Source organism: Sphingobacterium paramultivorum, assembly GCF_014109745.1.
Classification (GTDB): Bacteria; Bacteroidota; Bacteroidia; order Sphingobacteriales; family Sphingobacteriaceae; genus Sphingobacterium; species Sphingobacterium paramultivorum.
The window spans coordinates 5,048,225-5,065,047 of sequence record NZ_CP058555.1 but is presented as its reverse complement, the minus strand read 5'-3'; the positions used below and the strand labels follow the sequence as shown (position 1 = coordinate 5,065,047).

The window sequence follows — 16,823 nt, the reverse complement described above, 5'->3', positions numbered from 1 at the left end:
GAATATGCTGCGTAAAACACAACTATTTTTATTTCTTGTACCGCTCTCTCTACTTTTTTTAAGTTCCTGCACCAAAACAAAGCATGAAACAGGCTTCTATTTTTGGAAGACAGTATTTCAGTTAGACACCGTAGAAAGCCGCTCTTTAAAGGAAATTGACGCGAAATCTATCTATGTCCGCATCATGGATATTGATTTCGATCCATCTGGTGTACAAGCCGTCCCTATTAGCCCCATTACGTTTTCGCAACCTGTCCCCAAAGAACAGCAGTTGATTCCTGTAGTATTTGTCAACCAACGTATTTTTGTAGAAATGGATAGCCTGCAGATCAGAGGACTGGCAAATAAAATTGTTCCGTTTGTGACGGCTAAAATACAACAAGCAGGAAAGGAAAAATTTACCGAACTTCAACTGGACTGCGATTGGACAAAGACATCCCGTGATAAATTTTTCTACCTGCTCACCTATTTACAACAATTGCCAGCCTTAAAAGATGTTGTCGTAAGCTCTACTCTGCGGCTACACCAGGTCAAAAACACAGTCACCAGTGGAATTCCACCTGTGAAAAAAGCAATGTTAATGTGTTACAACATGGGAAATCTCAGACAATTTGGCAATCAGAACTCCATTTTAAATCAACAGGACCTCAAGACCTATCTAAGCGGAACATTACGCAACTATCCCATGGAAATGGATATTGCATTACCGCTATTTCAGTGGTTTGTCGTTTTCAGAAATAATAATTACATCGGTATTTCAAAACATATCAATGAAGAAGATCTCAAAGACTCGTCATTGTTTACCCATAATCCCAATACGAACCTCTATATTTTAACGAAAGATCTCCCAAAAGCAAACCTTAAAGAGGGAGATGTTATACGTTTTGAATCCATAAATCAGGAGGAACTCTTACAAACGGCAAAATTTTTGAAGGGAGAGCTGAAAGGAAAAGAACACCGGATTATTTTTTATCATTTAGATCAAGCTACACTAGCAAACCATGGCAATGCCGAATTACAAAAAATTATTGCTGCTTTCTAGCACGACATTAGCTTTCTTCTTTGGGGAGATCGCAACCAATATCGCCTGTGGTCCTGAAATGGATCCTTACGACAATCAAACGACATATTATCTCCCCAATCTGGAGGACAATGGATTTTCTGCCTTTCAATTTATCCCATACCAATTTCTTTATACGGAAGAAGCTCCAGTCAAAGAAAGTTTAATCAATGCCGAAACCTGGGCTAAACACTTAGGTTCACAGGTCAAGGTTAAGGATATCGAACAATTGATGTACAATAGCAACGATGCAACTGCTAATTTAGCAAGCAATCAACAAAAGTCGGCTTGGACAAACCTTCCCGATTCCATTAGGGGAAATACGTTCCTAAGCACGTTGATTGACGGAAAACATGAAGCTGAACGTGCTTATTTTATGTTCACCAAAAAGCAGGAACCTATCACGAATATTCAACATAACTATTGGGATCCGGATACCCGAAATTTCAAAGAAATTACTCAATTTGCTGAGCTCGCCGAACAGCAGATCACGAAGTACCCCAAAAATAGCTTTCTCTATATCCGTTATGCTTATCAAGCCGCCCGCTTATATCTATTTGGACAGGAATACGCCAAGAGCATGACAATCTATGAAAAGTACCTGCAACCGGCTAAGGGAGATGAAGCCATCCTCAATTGGGCACTATCCAACTACGCTGGCGCTGTACGCAAAAATGGCGATGCAGCAAAGGCAGCTTATCTCTTTTCCAAATTATTCACTGCCAGTCCAGAAAGGCGCATCCTAGCGTATGCTAATTTCCATTATATCACAGCCAGCGATGCCGAGATATTTCAATATGCAAAAAATGATGCAGATCGATTCAATATCAATGCTATAATAGGCTTTGGCACAAGTGACTATGCCCTGAAATATCTGATCGACTGCTATCAGTTCGATCCGGCCAATACCGTAAATGCCGTACTATTGGGACGCGAAGTCAATAAGATAGAAACAGAAATGAACGAGTCTTTTTACCTCAGTAGCGATAATTATAATTACTACAGTAAAAATGACGATAAAGGAAAGGTTAAACTACATCTGGATTCTCTCCGCAATTTTGCCCTAAAACTTTATCGCGACAAAAAATATATTCAACCCCAATTAGGCCTTATTACTGCTGCCTACCTAAGCTGGATGAATAAGGAAAATACGTTAGCAAAAGAATACCTTTCCGAAATAAAAGAGACTGACCTCAGTCCAAAATTAATTGATCAGCTTCAAATTACCCGATTGCTCACGCAATTAACTGACTGGCAAAGCAGTAAGCAACTAGATGAAGTTCAATTGACCAAAACGCTATCTTGGTTAGAAGAAAAAGCAAAACTTGATGGTAAAGAAGATATCCGCAAACAAAATTGGGGATATAGTGCTTTTGAATATAGCAACTATAGTTTAATCTGCCGGAATATTCTACAAAATCTTGTCGTAAAACACTACTTAAGTACACAAGATACCGCTATGGCTAGTTTAGCTGCTGTAAAGGCGGATGCCTTTTACAACTATGGCTTTGTGAAAGACTCACTGGAAGATAATATGCAGTGGACAACAATGCACTTCTGGGAAAATAGCCTTACACCTAAAACGCTGTTAAAAATAAGAAATTTACTGTCGGACAATTCCCAACAGAATACCCTATCTAAATTCTTATTGAAGGATATCAAACATTTCAACAAAGATTATCTCACAGAATTACTGGGTACAACCTACCTGCGCGAACTGGATTTCCAAAAAGCAGCAAAAACTTTAGCGGGACTTCCTAAAGACCATAAAATAAAAGAAATTAAAAACTGGTACGATGCGGATGAAAGCGATATTACACCGAATCCATTTATTGTTACTATAAATGATTACCCAAAAAAATATGGTAAAGAGTCCACCACTAAGCTAAAATATGCTGAACGCATGGCACGCTTGGAAAATGCTATAAAAACGGAAAAGAACAACCAGAAAAAAGCCGAGTATTATTTCCAAATGGCCACAGGTATCTATCAGACAAGCACCTATGGAAATGCTTGGTCCCTGGTGTCCTATGACTGGTCGTCCACAGACAACCACGCAGCTTCGACACTTCACTGGCAACGAAATTATCTACAGACAAAATCAGCAAAAGAATGGTACAGCAAAGCGCGTACGCTGAGCACAGACAAAGAGTTCAAAGCGAAATGTACCTTTATGCTTGCCAAATGTGAACAAAAAGATTTTGTTTATACCAATGAATCGCGTTGGCAGTATTATGATTCACCCTTGAAAAATCCTTTTTACCGTTTCTCAATGCAGAATAAGTATTTCAAAGAATTGAGCACGCAATATAAAGATACACCATTCTTTACCATCGCTTCGAAAGAATGTACCTATCTTCGCGACTTTTTAAACTTGACACAAGCGATACATTAAGGGCTTCTTCCTTCCTCGCTTTACAAAAAAATAGCGCCTTCCTGATGTAAGAAGGCGCTATTTTTTTATAAAGATTAAGATTTATATAGATTAAGATCTACTATCCTCATTATGATATATACTGAGGTAGCTATCGTAGCGCGAACTCTCAATAGAACCTTCTTCCACAGCCTCCATAATGACACAACCGGGTTCATTGATATGCCGGCAATTATGAAATCGACATTGATTCATCAACGCGCGCATTTCTGGAAAAAAATGAGATAGCTCCTGTTTTTCTATATCGACAATTCCCAACTCACGAATACCAGGCGTATCAATTAGCTTACCTCCAAAAGGAAGATCGAACATTTCAGCAAAAGTAGTTGTATGCTTTCCTTTGTCGGACCAATCGGAGATTTCACCAGTTTTCAACCCGTATTCAGGAACGATTGCATTGATTAATGTTGATTTACCAACCCCAGAATGGCCTGATACCAAGGTTATTTTATCTTTAAGCAGTTGCTTGACAACGTCGATATTTGTACCGGTTAACGCAGAAACCTCGAAACAGGGGTAACCAATATGTTCATAAATAGCTTTATAGTCTGCCAATATCTCCAATCCTTCATCACTAAAAAGATCCAATTTATTGAAAATAATTACGGCAGGAATTCCGTACGCCTCTGTTGTTACTAGAAAGCGATCGATAAAACCTAAAGAAGTTGGTGGCGAGGCAAGTGTCACCACTAAAAAAGCCTGATCCAGGTTTGCTCCGATAATTTGAGTTTGCTTGGACAGATTGACGGATTTTCGAATGATATAATTTCGACGAGGTTCGAGTTCGTGAATGACCGCACTTTCCTGATCAGGTTCCACATCAAAATGTACCCAATCACCCACAGCAACAGGATTAGTCGTTTTTATTCCTTTGGTACGAAACTTTCCTTTGATACGACAATCGTATCTTTTTTCATCTTCACCCAAAACTTGATACCAACTACCTGTCGATTTAGTTACCAGTCCTCTCATAAATCCTGTTGCATTAAATGTGTCATAGTACAAAAATCGGAAAAATTTATTAAACTTACCCTTTGATGAATTTCTTACCTTTGTAAGGAGACTAAAATTCAATTTTGTGAAAAAACTATTTCTTCTAGACGGAATGGCTCTCATATATAGAGCTTATTTTGCTTTGAGCAAAACTCCTCGAATTACCTCAACAGGGTTAAATACAGGAGCAATCATGGGATTTACCAATACCCTATTGGATGTATTGAAAAATCAGCAACCTTCCCACATAGCAGTAGTGTTCGACACAGCGGCACCTACCGCTCGACATATTGAATTTGAAGCTTATAAAGCACATCGTGAGAAAATGCCTGAGGACCTTGCCGCCTCTATCCCCTATATAAATCGCTTAATCGAGGGCTTCAATATCCCAATTATCACGATGGATGGATACGAAGCCGATGATATTATCGGAACACTTGCAAAAAAGGCCGAGAAACAAGACTTTCAAATCTATTGCATGACACCCGATAAAGATTTTGGGCAACTTGTGTCTGAAAATATCTTTATCTACAAACCTGCCCGCATGGGTAATGGAGCAGAAGTACAAGGTGTCAAAGAGATTCTTGAAAAATGGGAAGTTTCTGATGTTTGCCAGGTCATCGATATTCTCGGTCTTTGGGGTGATGCCGTAGACAATATCCCTGGTATACCTGGTATTGGAGAGAAAACAGCGAAAAAACTTGTTCAGGAATACGGATCTGTCGAAGGCATTATCGCTAACGCGGACCAACTCAAAGGAAAAATGCGCGAAAACGTAGAGAATTTTGCAGAGCAAGGGCTCATTTCCAAAAAATTAGCCACTATTTTATTGGATGTACCAATTGAACTCGATGAAAAATCGCTAGAACTGGAAGATCCAAACAAAGAAATCCTTGAACCACTATTTGCTGAATTAGAATTCCGAACACTTGGAAAACGAGTTTTCGGCGAAGATTTCTCTGTCCTTGACAAGAGCAGCCCTACAAATGGACAAATGGATCTATTTTCGACAACAACAACGACAATTACCACGACCGAAATTGTTACTGAAATTAGCGTCGAAAATGCTGCCATAAATAACATACATAATACAGCACATGACTATGTTTTGGTTGATACAACGGAAAAACAAATAGCGCTCGCTCAACAGCTTGCTTCTTTGGATAGTTTTTGTTTTGACACAGAAACAACGGGATTGGATGCAAACCTTGCCGACATCGTGGGATTATCATTTTCTTTTGAAAACGCAAAAGCATATTATGTTCCAACACCTGCCGATCGTGAGAGTGCTCAGGCTATAGTCGATATTTTTAAGACAGCTTTAGAAGACCCAAACATCGAGAAAATAGGACAAAACATCAAATACGATATTTTGTTATTGGCACGTTATGGTGTAAAAGTACAGGGGCCCCTTTTTGACACCATGCTCGCACATTATCTAATTGATCCAGATACCCGTCACGGAATGGATGTGCTCGCAGAAAATTACCTAAATTACAGCCCGGTATCAATCACCGAACTTATCGGTGAAAAGGGAAAGAAGCAAGGGAATATGCGTGACGTTGAAGTCGAAAAAATAAAAGAATATGCTGCTGAAGATGCAGACATTACCCTACAGCTAAAAAATATATTTCAACCTCTTCTTGTCGAGACCAACACCATGCAGCTCGCTCAGGATGTGGAATTCCCATTGGTATATATACTCGCTGAAATTGAACGAAACGGTGTAAAAATAGATGTTCCGGCACTTGGAGAGTTTTCAAAAACACTGGAGCAGGACATTAAAAATTTCGAGGAATCCATCTTTGAGAAAGCGGGCGTAAATTTCAATATTGCATCCCCTAAACAATTGGGAGAAGTCTTATTCGATAAACTGCAACTGGATCCTAAAGCGAAAAAAACAAAAACGGGACAGTATAAAACAGGTGAAGATGTGTTATTAGCTTTGGCCCATAAATCAGATATTGTCCAAGATATTTTAAACTTTAGGCAAATGCAAAAACTCAAATCAACCTATGTTGATGCGCTACCTGAGTTAATAAACCCCGAAACAGGGCTAATTCATACGTCCTACAATCAAGCGGTTGCCGCAACAGGCCGTCTGAGCTCAACTAATCCGAACTTGCAGAATATCCCGATCCGTACCGAACGGGGAAGAGAAGTTAGAAAAGCCTTTATCCCAAGATCTGAAGACAATGTGATCCTCTCAGCCGATTATTCGCAGATTGAACTTCGCCTAATTGCAGAGCTAAGTAAAGATCAAAATATGATGGAAGCATTTAGCCAAGGTCATGATATCCACCGAGCAACAGCCGCGAAAGTATACAATGTGGATTTTGATGCTATTACTTCTGAACAACGCCGCAACGCGAAAGCAGTTAACTTCGGCATTATATATGGTCAGTCGGCGTTTGGCCTTTCTCAAAATCTTGGCATATCACGTAAAGAAGCATCCGATATCATCAATGAATATTTCAACCAATATACAGGGATAAAGAAATACATGAGTGATGCCATCGAGTTTGCAAAAGAGAATGGTTACGTTGAAACAATTTTAAAACGAAGACGTTATCTGAGAGATATCAATTCCGCAAACATGACTGTCCGCGGATTCGCAGAAAGAAACGCTATTAATGCTCCGATCCAAGGATCAGCAGCAGATTTAATCAAACTTGCTATGATCGCCATTCAAAAGGAAATTGAGCAGCGAGGTTTATCTGGCAAAATGATCATGCAGGTGCATGATGAATTGGTTTTTGACGTACCTAAAGACGAGATCGAGGTATTCAAAAAAATCATTTTGGATAAAATGTCCAATGCTATAAAAACAAGTGTTCCTTTGATCGTAGAAATTGGAGAAGGCAAAAATTGGCTAGAAGCACATTAAAGTTATGATTAGAAAACTCATCCATATCTTATTATTATTGTGTGTCTGTAGCTTCACAAAGCTACATGCACAAGATGACAAACCTGTATTCTATGAAAAATTAGACCAGGGATTGATTCGCTTTTATTTTGACAAATATTATTATTTAGTTTCAAAAGAGTGTGAGTTTAAAACGATCGAACGTGTGAGCAAATTTGATTTTGCAAAGCAAGTTTTTGATGGAGAGTTTCGCGATTTTGCGCCAAATGGATCGAGAATACTCGTTGGTTCCTATAAAGATGGTAAAAAAGAAGGCTTATTTAAAGCCTTCCATCCGAATGGAGTGCTAAAATGGGAAGTAAATTTTCAAAGCAACAATCCGACTGGTGATTGGAAATATTACTATCCCGATGGAAAACCCTTATTAACCATTACATATAATGAGCAAGGCTATTTTATCAAAGATTACTGGGACAACAGAGGCAAACAGGAGGTGATAGACGGCGAAGGCAACTATGAATTTTCTATTCCTTTTGAAGGCTTTACTGAATTTGGTTTTGATTTCTATCTACGCAAAGGAAAGGTGAAAAACGGTAGACCGCAGGGAAACTGGAATACATATTTCTACAATGTAGGTCAGCAAGCAGTTTACGCCATGACCCAACGCTTTGCAAATGGTGTACTCACAACGACCTATGACGACAATGGAGACCTAAATAATGAGGATTTCATGTCGCTAAGTATCCTCCCTTATGACTATTTTATACGAGCGGAACTATTTAACGGTAAGTCGTGCAGCTTTGATGATTATTCCAATTTTTATGCATTCCTAACCAAACGTTTTAACGACAATCTCAATAAAACCGGGCTAGACATCACCAAACAGGTTAACTTTTCTTATTTAGTGGAAGTAAAGAAAACCGGAATGGCTAATCTAAAGAGCCTTAAGTTAATATCAGATTCCGGCGACGAGCCTTTCGATGGCATTTTGAGCCGTATTGCGAGAAGTATTGACTTCTATTTCCCTACATATAAAGACAATCAGCCTCAAGACGACCTTATCAGAGTATCTGGCGGAATCACACAGGGTAATGACGGAAAAATCTATACCCATTCAATTAAAATCGAAAGACAAATAGACAATTCGAGTAAATAATTATCTTTGCAGAAATAAATAGATATGAAATTTCATAAAGAAGGATATACCACATTAGCGATCGCTGTACTTTTTATCTTCATTATCAATGCCGTTGCGGATTATTATGACGCTCCGCAATATGCTAAATGGCTTATTTATGTGCTCTCAGCATTCCTATTCATTACAGTTGTTCAGTTTTTCAGAAGTCCCAAAAAAGTGGTTAACCCGCAGGATGGCGTGATTCTTTGTCCAGCGGATGGAAAAGTTGTTGTTATCGAAGAAACTGAGGAAAATGAGTATTTCCATGATAAGCGGATACAGGTGTCTATATTTATGTCTCCTGTCAATGTGCATGTCAACAGAAACCCAATCAGTGGTTTAGTCACGTTCTTTAAATACCATCCCGGCAAGTTTCTAGTGGCTTGGCACCCTAAATCATCTACAGATAACGAAAGAACAACAGTCGTTGTCAAAGATAAGGCTGGACGGGAGGTTCTTTTCCGCCAGATTGCAGGAGCATTAGCGCGCCGCATTGTATGGTATGTAAAAGAAAAAGACGAAGTCGTGCAAGGCAATGAGTTTGGTTTTATCAAATTCGGTTCCCGCGTAGATTTGTTTCTTCCTTTAGGAACTGAAATCAATGTTAACATTGGTGATAAGGTTACTGGAGCAAGGACAATTATCGGAAAATTTTAACAATTTATTAATATCATTATAAGTAACTTAGGCTCCAAATCAGGGGCCTTTTTTATTCTGCAAATGAATTTTAAACAATTACTATTCGCAAACTCCGCAGCTGTCGGCATTGCAATATCCACGATCAGCTTTTATTATAAACATGACCTGCAGACAGCGCTGATCATTTTCTTTGTTGCTGTGGTAACGAGTTTCCTCCTATTTAACTACCTATTTGAAAAATATATATATCGTAGACTCAATACGATGTATAAATTAATTCATAACCTTAAACTCGGCAAGGATCTTAAAGATGCTATCGGAGAACATGTCAGTGAGGATCCTATTACGGATGCTGAAAACGAAGTCAAAGCATGGGCAAAAGATAAAAAAAACGAGATAGAGCAGTTAAAATCACAAGAAAAATTCCGTAGAGAATTTTTATCCAACATTTCTCATGAATTCAAAACGCCATTATTTGCTACCCAAGGTTACATTGAAACCCTGCAGGATGGCCTTATAGAAGAAGATATGGAAATGGCCAAGAACTTCTTAGATAAGGCTGCCCGGAATCTGGACCGGCTAAACTACCTGATTCAGGATCTTGATGAGATATCCAAACTGGAATCTGGAAAAATGGTTCTGAATATAGAGAAATTCGATATCGTTGATCTTATTAAAGACACCACATACTCTCTTGAGGATAAAGCTAAACAGCACAATATCAAAATAGAATTCAAGCCAAAAGCGGGTACACCACATTGGGTTAAAGCAGACCGCAATAAAATCCATCAGGTATTATACAATCTGATTGACAATTCCCTGAAATATGGAAAAGAGGGTGGAACAACGAAAATTAAGATTTTTCCGCTGTTTGAACAGGTTCTTATCGAGATTACAGACGACGGCTATGGCATCGAAGAAAAAAATCTCAGCCGTGTATTCGAGCGCTTTTTCCGAACTGATAAGAGTCGATCACGCGATATCGGAGGGTCAGGACTAGGATTGGCTATCGTAAAGCATATTGTCGAAGCACATCAACAAAACGTCAATGTCCGTAGTACAGAAGGCATTGGGACAACATTTGGCTTCACTTTACAAAAAGTTCAGTCGGGAAATTAAACAATTGATGACACTTTTGTGTTTAAACAAAATCAATGTTAACATTAACTTAACATTAAGGTATTATTTTTGCAAAAATAAATTTAAGATATGTCTTTAAATAGCATTTTTCAATACTTCGTTCCAAAGGATAAAAAATTCTTCCCTTTGTTTGAACAAGCCGGCAACAACTTGATCGAGATGTCAAAGTTGTTAAAAGATATTGTTAACTCAAGCAACCCTGAAAAGAAAAAGGAATTAACACGCAAAGTGGAAGATTTGGAACATAGAGGCGACAACATTACGCATCAAATTCATTTAGAGCTGGGAAAGAACTTTATCACTCCTTTTGACCGCGAAGATATACACTCTTTGGCAAGCTCATTGGACGATGTCGCAGATTTTATACACGGTGCCGCCAATAGAATGGACCTTTACAAGGTTGAAAAGGCCACCGAGCCAATGATTGAAATTGCTGACTTACTGGTTGAAGCTACCGAACATGTATCAAAAGCTATTCATGAGCTTAGAGATTTGAAAAATATTCGGAATATTACGGATTCATGTGTTCGCATCAATAGCGTGGAAAACAAAGCAGATTATATCTTTGATAAAGCTGTAGCTGACCTTTTTGAATTTGAAAAAGATGCAATTTCATTAATTAAACACAAAGAAGTGTTATCTGCAATGGAAGATGCAACCGATAAATGTGAGGATGTTGCTAACGTATTAGAAAGCATCCTAGTTAAAAACGCATAATCATTCGATTTAAGTACACAAAAATTCTACGAGATTATGATGTCAACATTACTCGTTGTTGTGATTGTCCTTGCGATTGCTTTTGACTACATCAATGGATTCCATGATGCTGCCAATTCTATTGCGACAGTTGTATCAACAAAAGTTTTAACGCCAGCAATGGCCGTCTTATGGGCTGCGATATTCAACTTTGCAGCTTACTTCTACTTTACAGATCATAAAGTAGCCAATACCATTGCAAAAACAGTATTGGAAGAATATATTACCTTAGAAGTTATTTTTGCGGGGTTACTTGCAGCAATTGGTTGGAACTTATTTACATGGTACTATGGTGTACCATCAAGTTCATCCCATACACTTATTGGAGGTTTTGCAGGATCGGGTATGGCTTACGCTTTCATCCTTGGCGCAGATCCTATTCACGCTATCAATATTGATGCTACCTTAAAAATTATTGCATTTATCGTACTTGCGCCTATCATAGGTATGACGATATCTGTTATCATCACATTGATTGTAATCAATCTGGCGAAAAACTCCCGTCCAAGTGTTGCCGAAAAATGGTTCAAGATATTGCAACTTGTTTCTTCGGCGGCCTTGAGCTTTGCACATGGAGGTAATGATGCACAGAAAGTAATGGGAATTATCCTTGTCGCTATGGTAGCTGGTGGTTATGTCCCAACGACTGAACACATGCCAGAGTGGATTCCATTGACTTGTTACGCAGCAATCGCTGCCGGAACAATGAGCGGTGGATGGAAAATTGTCAAAACGATGGGAACCAAGATTACAAAAGTAACACCATTGGAAGGTGTTTGTGCTGAATCTGCAGGAGCTGTCACCTTGGGTATAACAGAACATTTTGGAATACCAGCCTCAACAACGCATACCATTACAGGTGCAATCATCGGTGTTGGTGTTGTCAAACGTGTCTCGGCAGTACGTTGGGGGGTAACAATCAGCTTGTTATGGGCTTGGATATTGACAATTCCAGTTTCAGCTTTGTTGGGCGCATTGTCGTTATTGGTCGTACATTATTTGCTTTAGAAAAAAAATACTTAATTTTTTTCTTAAACCTATTGAAACAAAACAAAAATTTGGTACTTTCGTACCGGATTTTTGTTTTGTTGTTTCACATTAAATACTTAATTTAGTACAAAATATAGCAAAAACAAAATTTTAACATAATTTTAAGACTTTGGCACGGCAATTGTACTGTTCCATGTGTTAATACAATAATTAAGTTTGAAAACAATTAAAATTAATAATAACCTTAAAAACAAGAGTATGAACTATTCTACAATTAAAAAAACAGCTGTTGCTGCTACATTAGTTGCCGCTTTAGGTTTCGCTGGTACAGCACAAGCTCAACAAGTATTCGGTGGTAGATCACAATACAGAACTTGGTCTATCGGAGTTCAAGGTGGTATCACTACACCGAACAACGTAATCGGTGGTGGTAACGCTTTTGGTCAAAAAGTAGGTTACTTCCAAAATAAAGTAGGTGAGTACTATGGTTTGACAGTACGTAAACAATTCTCTCACTTATTTGGTTTAGAAGTTGAAGCTAACCGTGGTAAGATCAAAACTTACAACCATGATCTTTCTGGTCCTAGCGGTGCTATTGAAAACAAATTAGGCGCTCGTTCAGTAGAAACTAGTGTAAACTGGGCTGCTAGCTTAAACGGTGTATTCCAATTGGGTACAATCGATTTCTTAAGAAGAGAGAATTCGGTTAACTTCTACGCTAAAGTAGGTTTGGGAGCTATGGCTTACAACCCTGTTCAATACGCAAACAATGATTTCTCAGGAACAGTTGTTTATGACAACAAAGGTAAATGGGGTGAAGGTATCGTTGGTGACCGCGAAGACAAAAACGATCGCGACAACAAATTGACAGCTTTCGTTCCTGTAGGTGTTGGTGCTAAATTCAAATTATCTGAAGTTGTTGCGTTGAACTTAGGTTACACAATGAACTTTACGGATGATCAAATCTACGGTCCAGCTCGTCAATCTTCTTACAAAGGTAAATTCTCTTCAGTTATGGCTGGTTTAGAATTCACTTTAGGTTCGAAAGACAAACAAAACTTGACTTTTGCTAACCCGGTTGCGACATTGTACGATGAGTTGAAAGATCCTTCATTGAGAAACGAAGTTGAAGCATTGAAACAACGTGTAAGCACTTTAGAAGGTACTGTTAACACATTAAGCGCTGATGCTGATGGTGACGGTGTATCTGATAAATTTGACAAATGTCCTGGTACTCCAGCTGGTACTCCAGTAGATGGTTCAGGATGTCCAATCAAATTCCCAGAGCCAGTTATTGAAACTGTAGCTTCTAACGGTTACTACGCTCCAATTCAATTCGAATTTGATAGCTCAGTATTGAAAACTTCATCTTACTCTACATTAGACAAATTGGCTAAAGAGTTACGTGATAACAATTCAGCTGTACAATTAGATGGTTATGCATCTGCAGAAGGTTCTGATGCTTATAACATGACTTTATCTAAAGACCGTGCTAACTCTGTAAAACAATATTTAGTAAATGCTGGTGTTTCTTCATCAAGCATCACAGCTAAAGGTTACGGAGAGAAAAACCCAGTTGCATCTAATGCTACTGAGGAAGGTCGCGTTCAAAACCGTCGTGTTGAGATCAAAAAATAATCGTATATAACTTATACATTATAATAAGAGCCGGCTTTAAAGCCGGCTTTTTTTATTTTACCCGTATTTATCCTTAACTTTGTGGAGGATATCCGATTTGTGGAAAATTAGTTCGAACAAATTAGATAAGAAATTAGTATTTTGAATTAAGTAACAGAATACTGGTTTTAAACTTTTGAGAATGGAAGAGGATTTTGAATTTGAAAACCCCGAGGAAAGAAAAATCTCGGTGGACAGATATGAGGAAATGCTTCGAAACGAGGATCAGTATTTTTTTGACTCCAAAGCTTTTGAAGGAATTATTGATTACTATGCTGAAAAAAATGACCCTGTAAAGGCCTTACAGGTTACCGAATTTGCTATCAGCCAACACCCTTTTGATATTACCTTTTTATTGAAACAAGCACAACTGTTTTCAACGATTCAACAATATCAGAATGCGCTTGCAGCGTTGGATAAAGCGGAATTATTAGAGGCTTCAGAAGGGGATATTTTCTTGATCCGTGGTGGCATATTAGGCAGTATCGGCCAGTTTGATAATGCTTTGGAACAGCTCTTCAAAGCACTTCCGCTATTAGATAATAAAGATGAGGTCTATTTCCATATTGCGATGATCTTTCAAGCGCAAATGAATTATGACAAGGCAATAATTTATCTAAAGAAAGCACTTGAGCTCAACATGGATTACCAGGAAGCACTCTATGAATTGGCCTACTGTTATGATGTATTGGATAGACAAGAGGAAAGTATCTCCTTTTATAAAAAGTACATTGATTCAGACCCATACTCCTACTATGCTTGGTACAATTTAGGAAACTCTTACCATAAAATCAGCCAGTTTGAGGAAGCTTTAGACGCATACGACTATGCTATATTAATTAAGGAAGACTTCTCTTCAGCTTATTTCAATAAGGGTAACGCTCTTGTCAATCTAGACCGCTATCAAGAAGCATTGGATGTTTACAAACAAACATTTGAATATGAACAACCAAGTGCTGATACCTATTGTGCGATAGGCGAATGTTATGAAAAACTTGAGCAGATGGAAGAAGCCCGCAATTATTATAAAAAGGCAGTCAAATTAGATGCGGAGCTTGCTGATGCTTGGTTCGGTATTGGGGTTACCTTAGATTTCGAAGAACGCTATTTTGAATCACTTCATTTTTATAAAAAAGCATTGGAACTAGAGGACACAAACCCCGATTACTGGTTTGCGATTGCCGATGCCCGATATAAACTACAACAAATAGATCTTGCAGAAGAAGCCTATAAAAAGGTAGTAGCTTTGAACCCAACAGATATAGATGCGTGGCTCGATTATTCCTCAATTCTATTTGAACAAAGTAAAATTGAAGAAGCTATTAATGTAATATCCGATGCCATCACACAAAATCCAAATGCAGCAGAACTGTACTATCGTGTGGTTGCTTATCTATTTGCCAATGGACAATACAACGAAGCGCTTAACTTTTTGGAGCTTGGCTTAGCGACTGATCCCGATAAGCATCATATTCTTTTTGATTACCTCCCGCAGCTACAAGGGAATCAGATCATTACTGAAATTGTAAAAAAATATACAAAGCCGAAAGATTAACATACAATAGGCGCCACATCCGGTTGTTGCCACGCAATGACCGGATACTAAAAATGAAGATATATTCCTATCCCCACAATGTACTTTCCGCAATTCAAATGAAAAAATTAGGCTTAATAGGATACCCGTTAGGGCATTCTTTTTCAAAAAAATATTATTTAGAAAAATTTCATCAAGAACATATTACCGATGTGGATTACGATTTATATCCACTTGCTCAAATAGCCGATTTTACAACAATTGCTTCCAATAAAGATTTCTATGGTGTAAATGTGACCATTCCCTACAAGATAGAGGTTATGGATTACTTGGACGAGCTCTCGGAAGAAGCTCGTACAATACAAGCTGTAAACTGTATTCGAATCAGTCATACATCAGATGGCGCAACGCATCTAAAAGGCTACAATACTGACGCTTATGGTTTCGAGGAATCACTAAGGCCGCTACTAAATCCCCTGGCGGATAAGAAGGCTTTAATTTTAGGTAATGGAGGCGCTGCAAAGGCTGTCATTTATGCCCTGAATCAACTTGGAATAATGCATACTTTAGTAAGCAGAACCAAACAGGCAGACCAGCTAACTTATAATGAACTTAATGCTGCTATCCTAGCTGACCATACAGTGATTATCAACTGTTCACCGGTTGGCACATTTCCCAATACGGCAGAATATCCAAAAATCCCTTACGAATTCCTAACTGAGAACCACCTCTGTTATGATCTCATTTACAATCCAGAGGAAACAGCATTTCTTCGAAAAAGTAAAGAAAAAGGCGCCAGAATCAAAAACGGATATGAAATGCTGGTTCTACAAGCAGAAAAAAACTGGGAAATCTGGAATAGTTGAGCTTTCAATAGTAAGAAATCAATAAAAACTGTAATTTTACCACTATGCTTACGATCAAAACATTCACTTTCAATCCATATCAGGAAAATACTTATCTACTCTATAACGAGTCAGGAAATGCCATTATCATTGATCCTGGGATGTATGGCGAGCAAGATCAGCAAGAACTATTAGCTTTCATCGCAAACAATAATCTCAAGCCGACACTCCTATTAAATACACATTGCCATATTGACCATGTTTTGGGGAACAGTTTTGTCCATGAGAAATTTGGCTTGCTCCCGCAGTTCCACGAAGGTGAAGTACCCATTTTAGTAGCGGTTCAGAACTACGCTCCTCAAATGGGCATCCGATATGACATCTCCCCAATCGGAGAAACATTTCTAAATGAGGATGATACCATTTATTTGGATAAGGATGAGCTAAAGGTCATTCTTGCACCTGGACATTCCCCTGCACATATCTGCTTTTACTCAGCTAATCAAAAATTCTTGATCGGGGGAGATGTCCTATTTCGCAATAGCATTGGCCGTACTGATCTTCCTGGGGGAAATCACCAGCAGCTTTTGGATAGCATAAAAACAAAACTTTATACCTTGCCCGACGACACGATCGTCTATCCTGGGCATGGGCCATCGACAACGATTGGCTTCGAAAAAAATTCTAATCCATTTATCCGAGGATAAAAGTC

At 38.5% G+C, this 16,823-nt stretch carries 13 protein-coding genes; 12 read left to right on the top strand and 1 reads right to left on the bottom strand.

Features of this window, described 5'->3' with window-relative positions:
• The first annotated feature begins 4 nt into the window (after window positions 1-4).
• Both HS960_RS21140 and HS960_RS21135 read left to right on the top strand, forming a co-directional pair.
• Window positions 5-1,042, top strand: coding sequence for a hypothetical protein (locus tag HS960_RS21140; RefSeq protein WP_182330596.1), 1,038 nt, complete (start codon window positions 5-7; stop codon window positions 1,040-1,042).
• Window positions 1,002-3,455, top strand: a complete 2,454-nt coding sequence (locus HS960_RS21135) for a hypothetical protein (RefSeq protein WP_182330595.1) — start codon at window positions 1,002-1,004, stop codon at window positions 3,453-3,455. The genes HS960_RS21140 and HS960_RS21135 overlap by 41 nt, the downstream gene beginning before the upstream one ends.
• Before the next feature lie 90 nt (window positions 3,456-3,545).
• Here the strand turns inward: HS960_RS21135 and rsgA are convergent, their stop codons facing one another.
• Window positions 3,546-4,466 carry a ribosome small subunit-dependent GTPase A gene (gene rsgA, locus HS960_RS21130; RefSeq protein WP_153844524.1) on the bottom strand — a complete coding sequence of 307 codons (921 nt, stop codon included), beginning with the start codon at window positions 4,464-4,466 and terminating at the stop codon, window positions 3,546-3,548.
• Window positions 4,467-4,572: 106 nt separating this feature from the next.
• On the opposite strand from rsgA, the gene polA reads away from it, so the two are divergent.
• The 10 genes from polA (at window position 4,573) to HS960_RS21080 (ending at window position 16,818) form a co-directional block, all read left to right on the top strand.
• Window positions 4,573-7,374 carry a DNA polymerase I gene (gene polA, locus HS960_RS21125; protein ID WP_182330594.1) on the top strand — a complete coding sequence of 934 codons (2,802 nt, stop codon included), beginning with the start codon at window positions 4,573-4,575 and terminating at the stop codon, window positions 7,372-7,374.
• A 4-nt stretch (window positions 7,375-7,378) separates the two neighbouring features.
• The gene (locus HS960_RS21120; RefSeq protein WP_159727580.1) at window positions 7,379-8,509 is read left to right on the top strand and encodes a toxin-antitoxin system YwqK family antitoxin; all 1,131 of its coding nucleotides are present in this window, start codon (window positions 7,379-7,381) and stop codon (window positions 8,507-8,509) included.
• Window positions 8,510-8,533: 24 nt separating this feature from the next.
• Window positions 8,534-9,187, top strand: coding sequence for a phosphatidylserine decarboxylase family protein (locus tag HS960_RS21115; protein ID WP_159727582.1), 654 nt, complete (start codon window positions 8,534-8,536; stop codon window positions 9,185-9,187).
• 63 nt (window positions 9,188-9,250) lie between these two features.
• Window positions 9,251-10,288 carry a sensor histidine kinase gene (locus HS960_RS21110; RefSeq protein WP_153844528.1) on the top strand — a complete coding sequence of 346 codons (1,038 nt, stop codon included), beginning with the start codon at window positions 9,251-9,253 and terminating at the stop codon, window positions 10,286-10,288.
• 90 nt (window positions 10,289-10,378) lie between these two features.
• Window positions 10,379-11,026 (top strand): DUF47 domain-containing protein, encoded by a 648-nt coding sequence (locus tag HS960_RS21105; protein ID WP_046671637.1) that lies wholly within the window; start codon window positions 10,379-10,381, stop codon window positions 11,024-11,026.
• A 36-nt stretch (window positions 11,027-11,062) separates the two neighbouring features.
• Window positions 11,063-12,073, top strand: coding sequence for an inorganic phosphate transporter (locus HS960_RS21100; RefSeq protein ID WP_046671636.1), 1,011 nt, complete (start codon window positions 11,063-11,065; stop codon window positions 12,071-12,073).
• A gap of 240 nt (window positions 12,074-12,313) precedes the next feature.
• Window positions 12,314-13,693, top strand: coding sequence for an OmpA family protein (locus HS960_RS21095; RefSeq protein WP_153844529.1), 1,380 nt, complete (start codon window positions 12,314-12,316; stop codon window positions 13,691-13,693).
• Between the two features lie 181 nt (window positions 13,694-13,874).
• Window positions 13,875-15,287, top strand: coding sequence for a tetratricopeptide repeat protein (locus HS960_RS21090; RefSeq protein ID WP_153844530.1), 1,413 nt, complete (start codon window positions 13,875-13,877; stop codon window positions 15,285-15,287).
• A 98-nt stretch (window positions 15,288-15,385) separates the two neighbouring features.
• The gene (locus HS960_RS21085; RefSeq protein ID WP_153844565.1) at window positions 15,386-16,132 is read left to right on the top strand and encodes a shikimate dehydrogenase family protein; all 747 of its coding nucleotides are present in this window, start codon (window positions 15,386-15,388) and stop codon (window positions 16,130-16,132) included.
• A gap of 44 nt (window positions 16,133-16,176) precedes the next feature.
• Window positions 16,177-16,818, top strand: a complete 642-nt coding sequence (locus HS960_RS21080) for an MBL fold metallo-hydrolase (RefSeq protein WP_153844531.1) — start codon at window positions 16,177-16,179, stop codon at window positions 16,816-16,818.
• The last annotated feature ends 5 nt before the right edge of the window (window positions 16,819-16,823 follow it).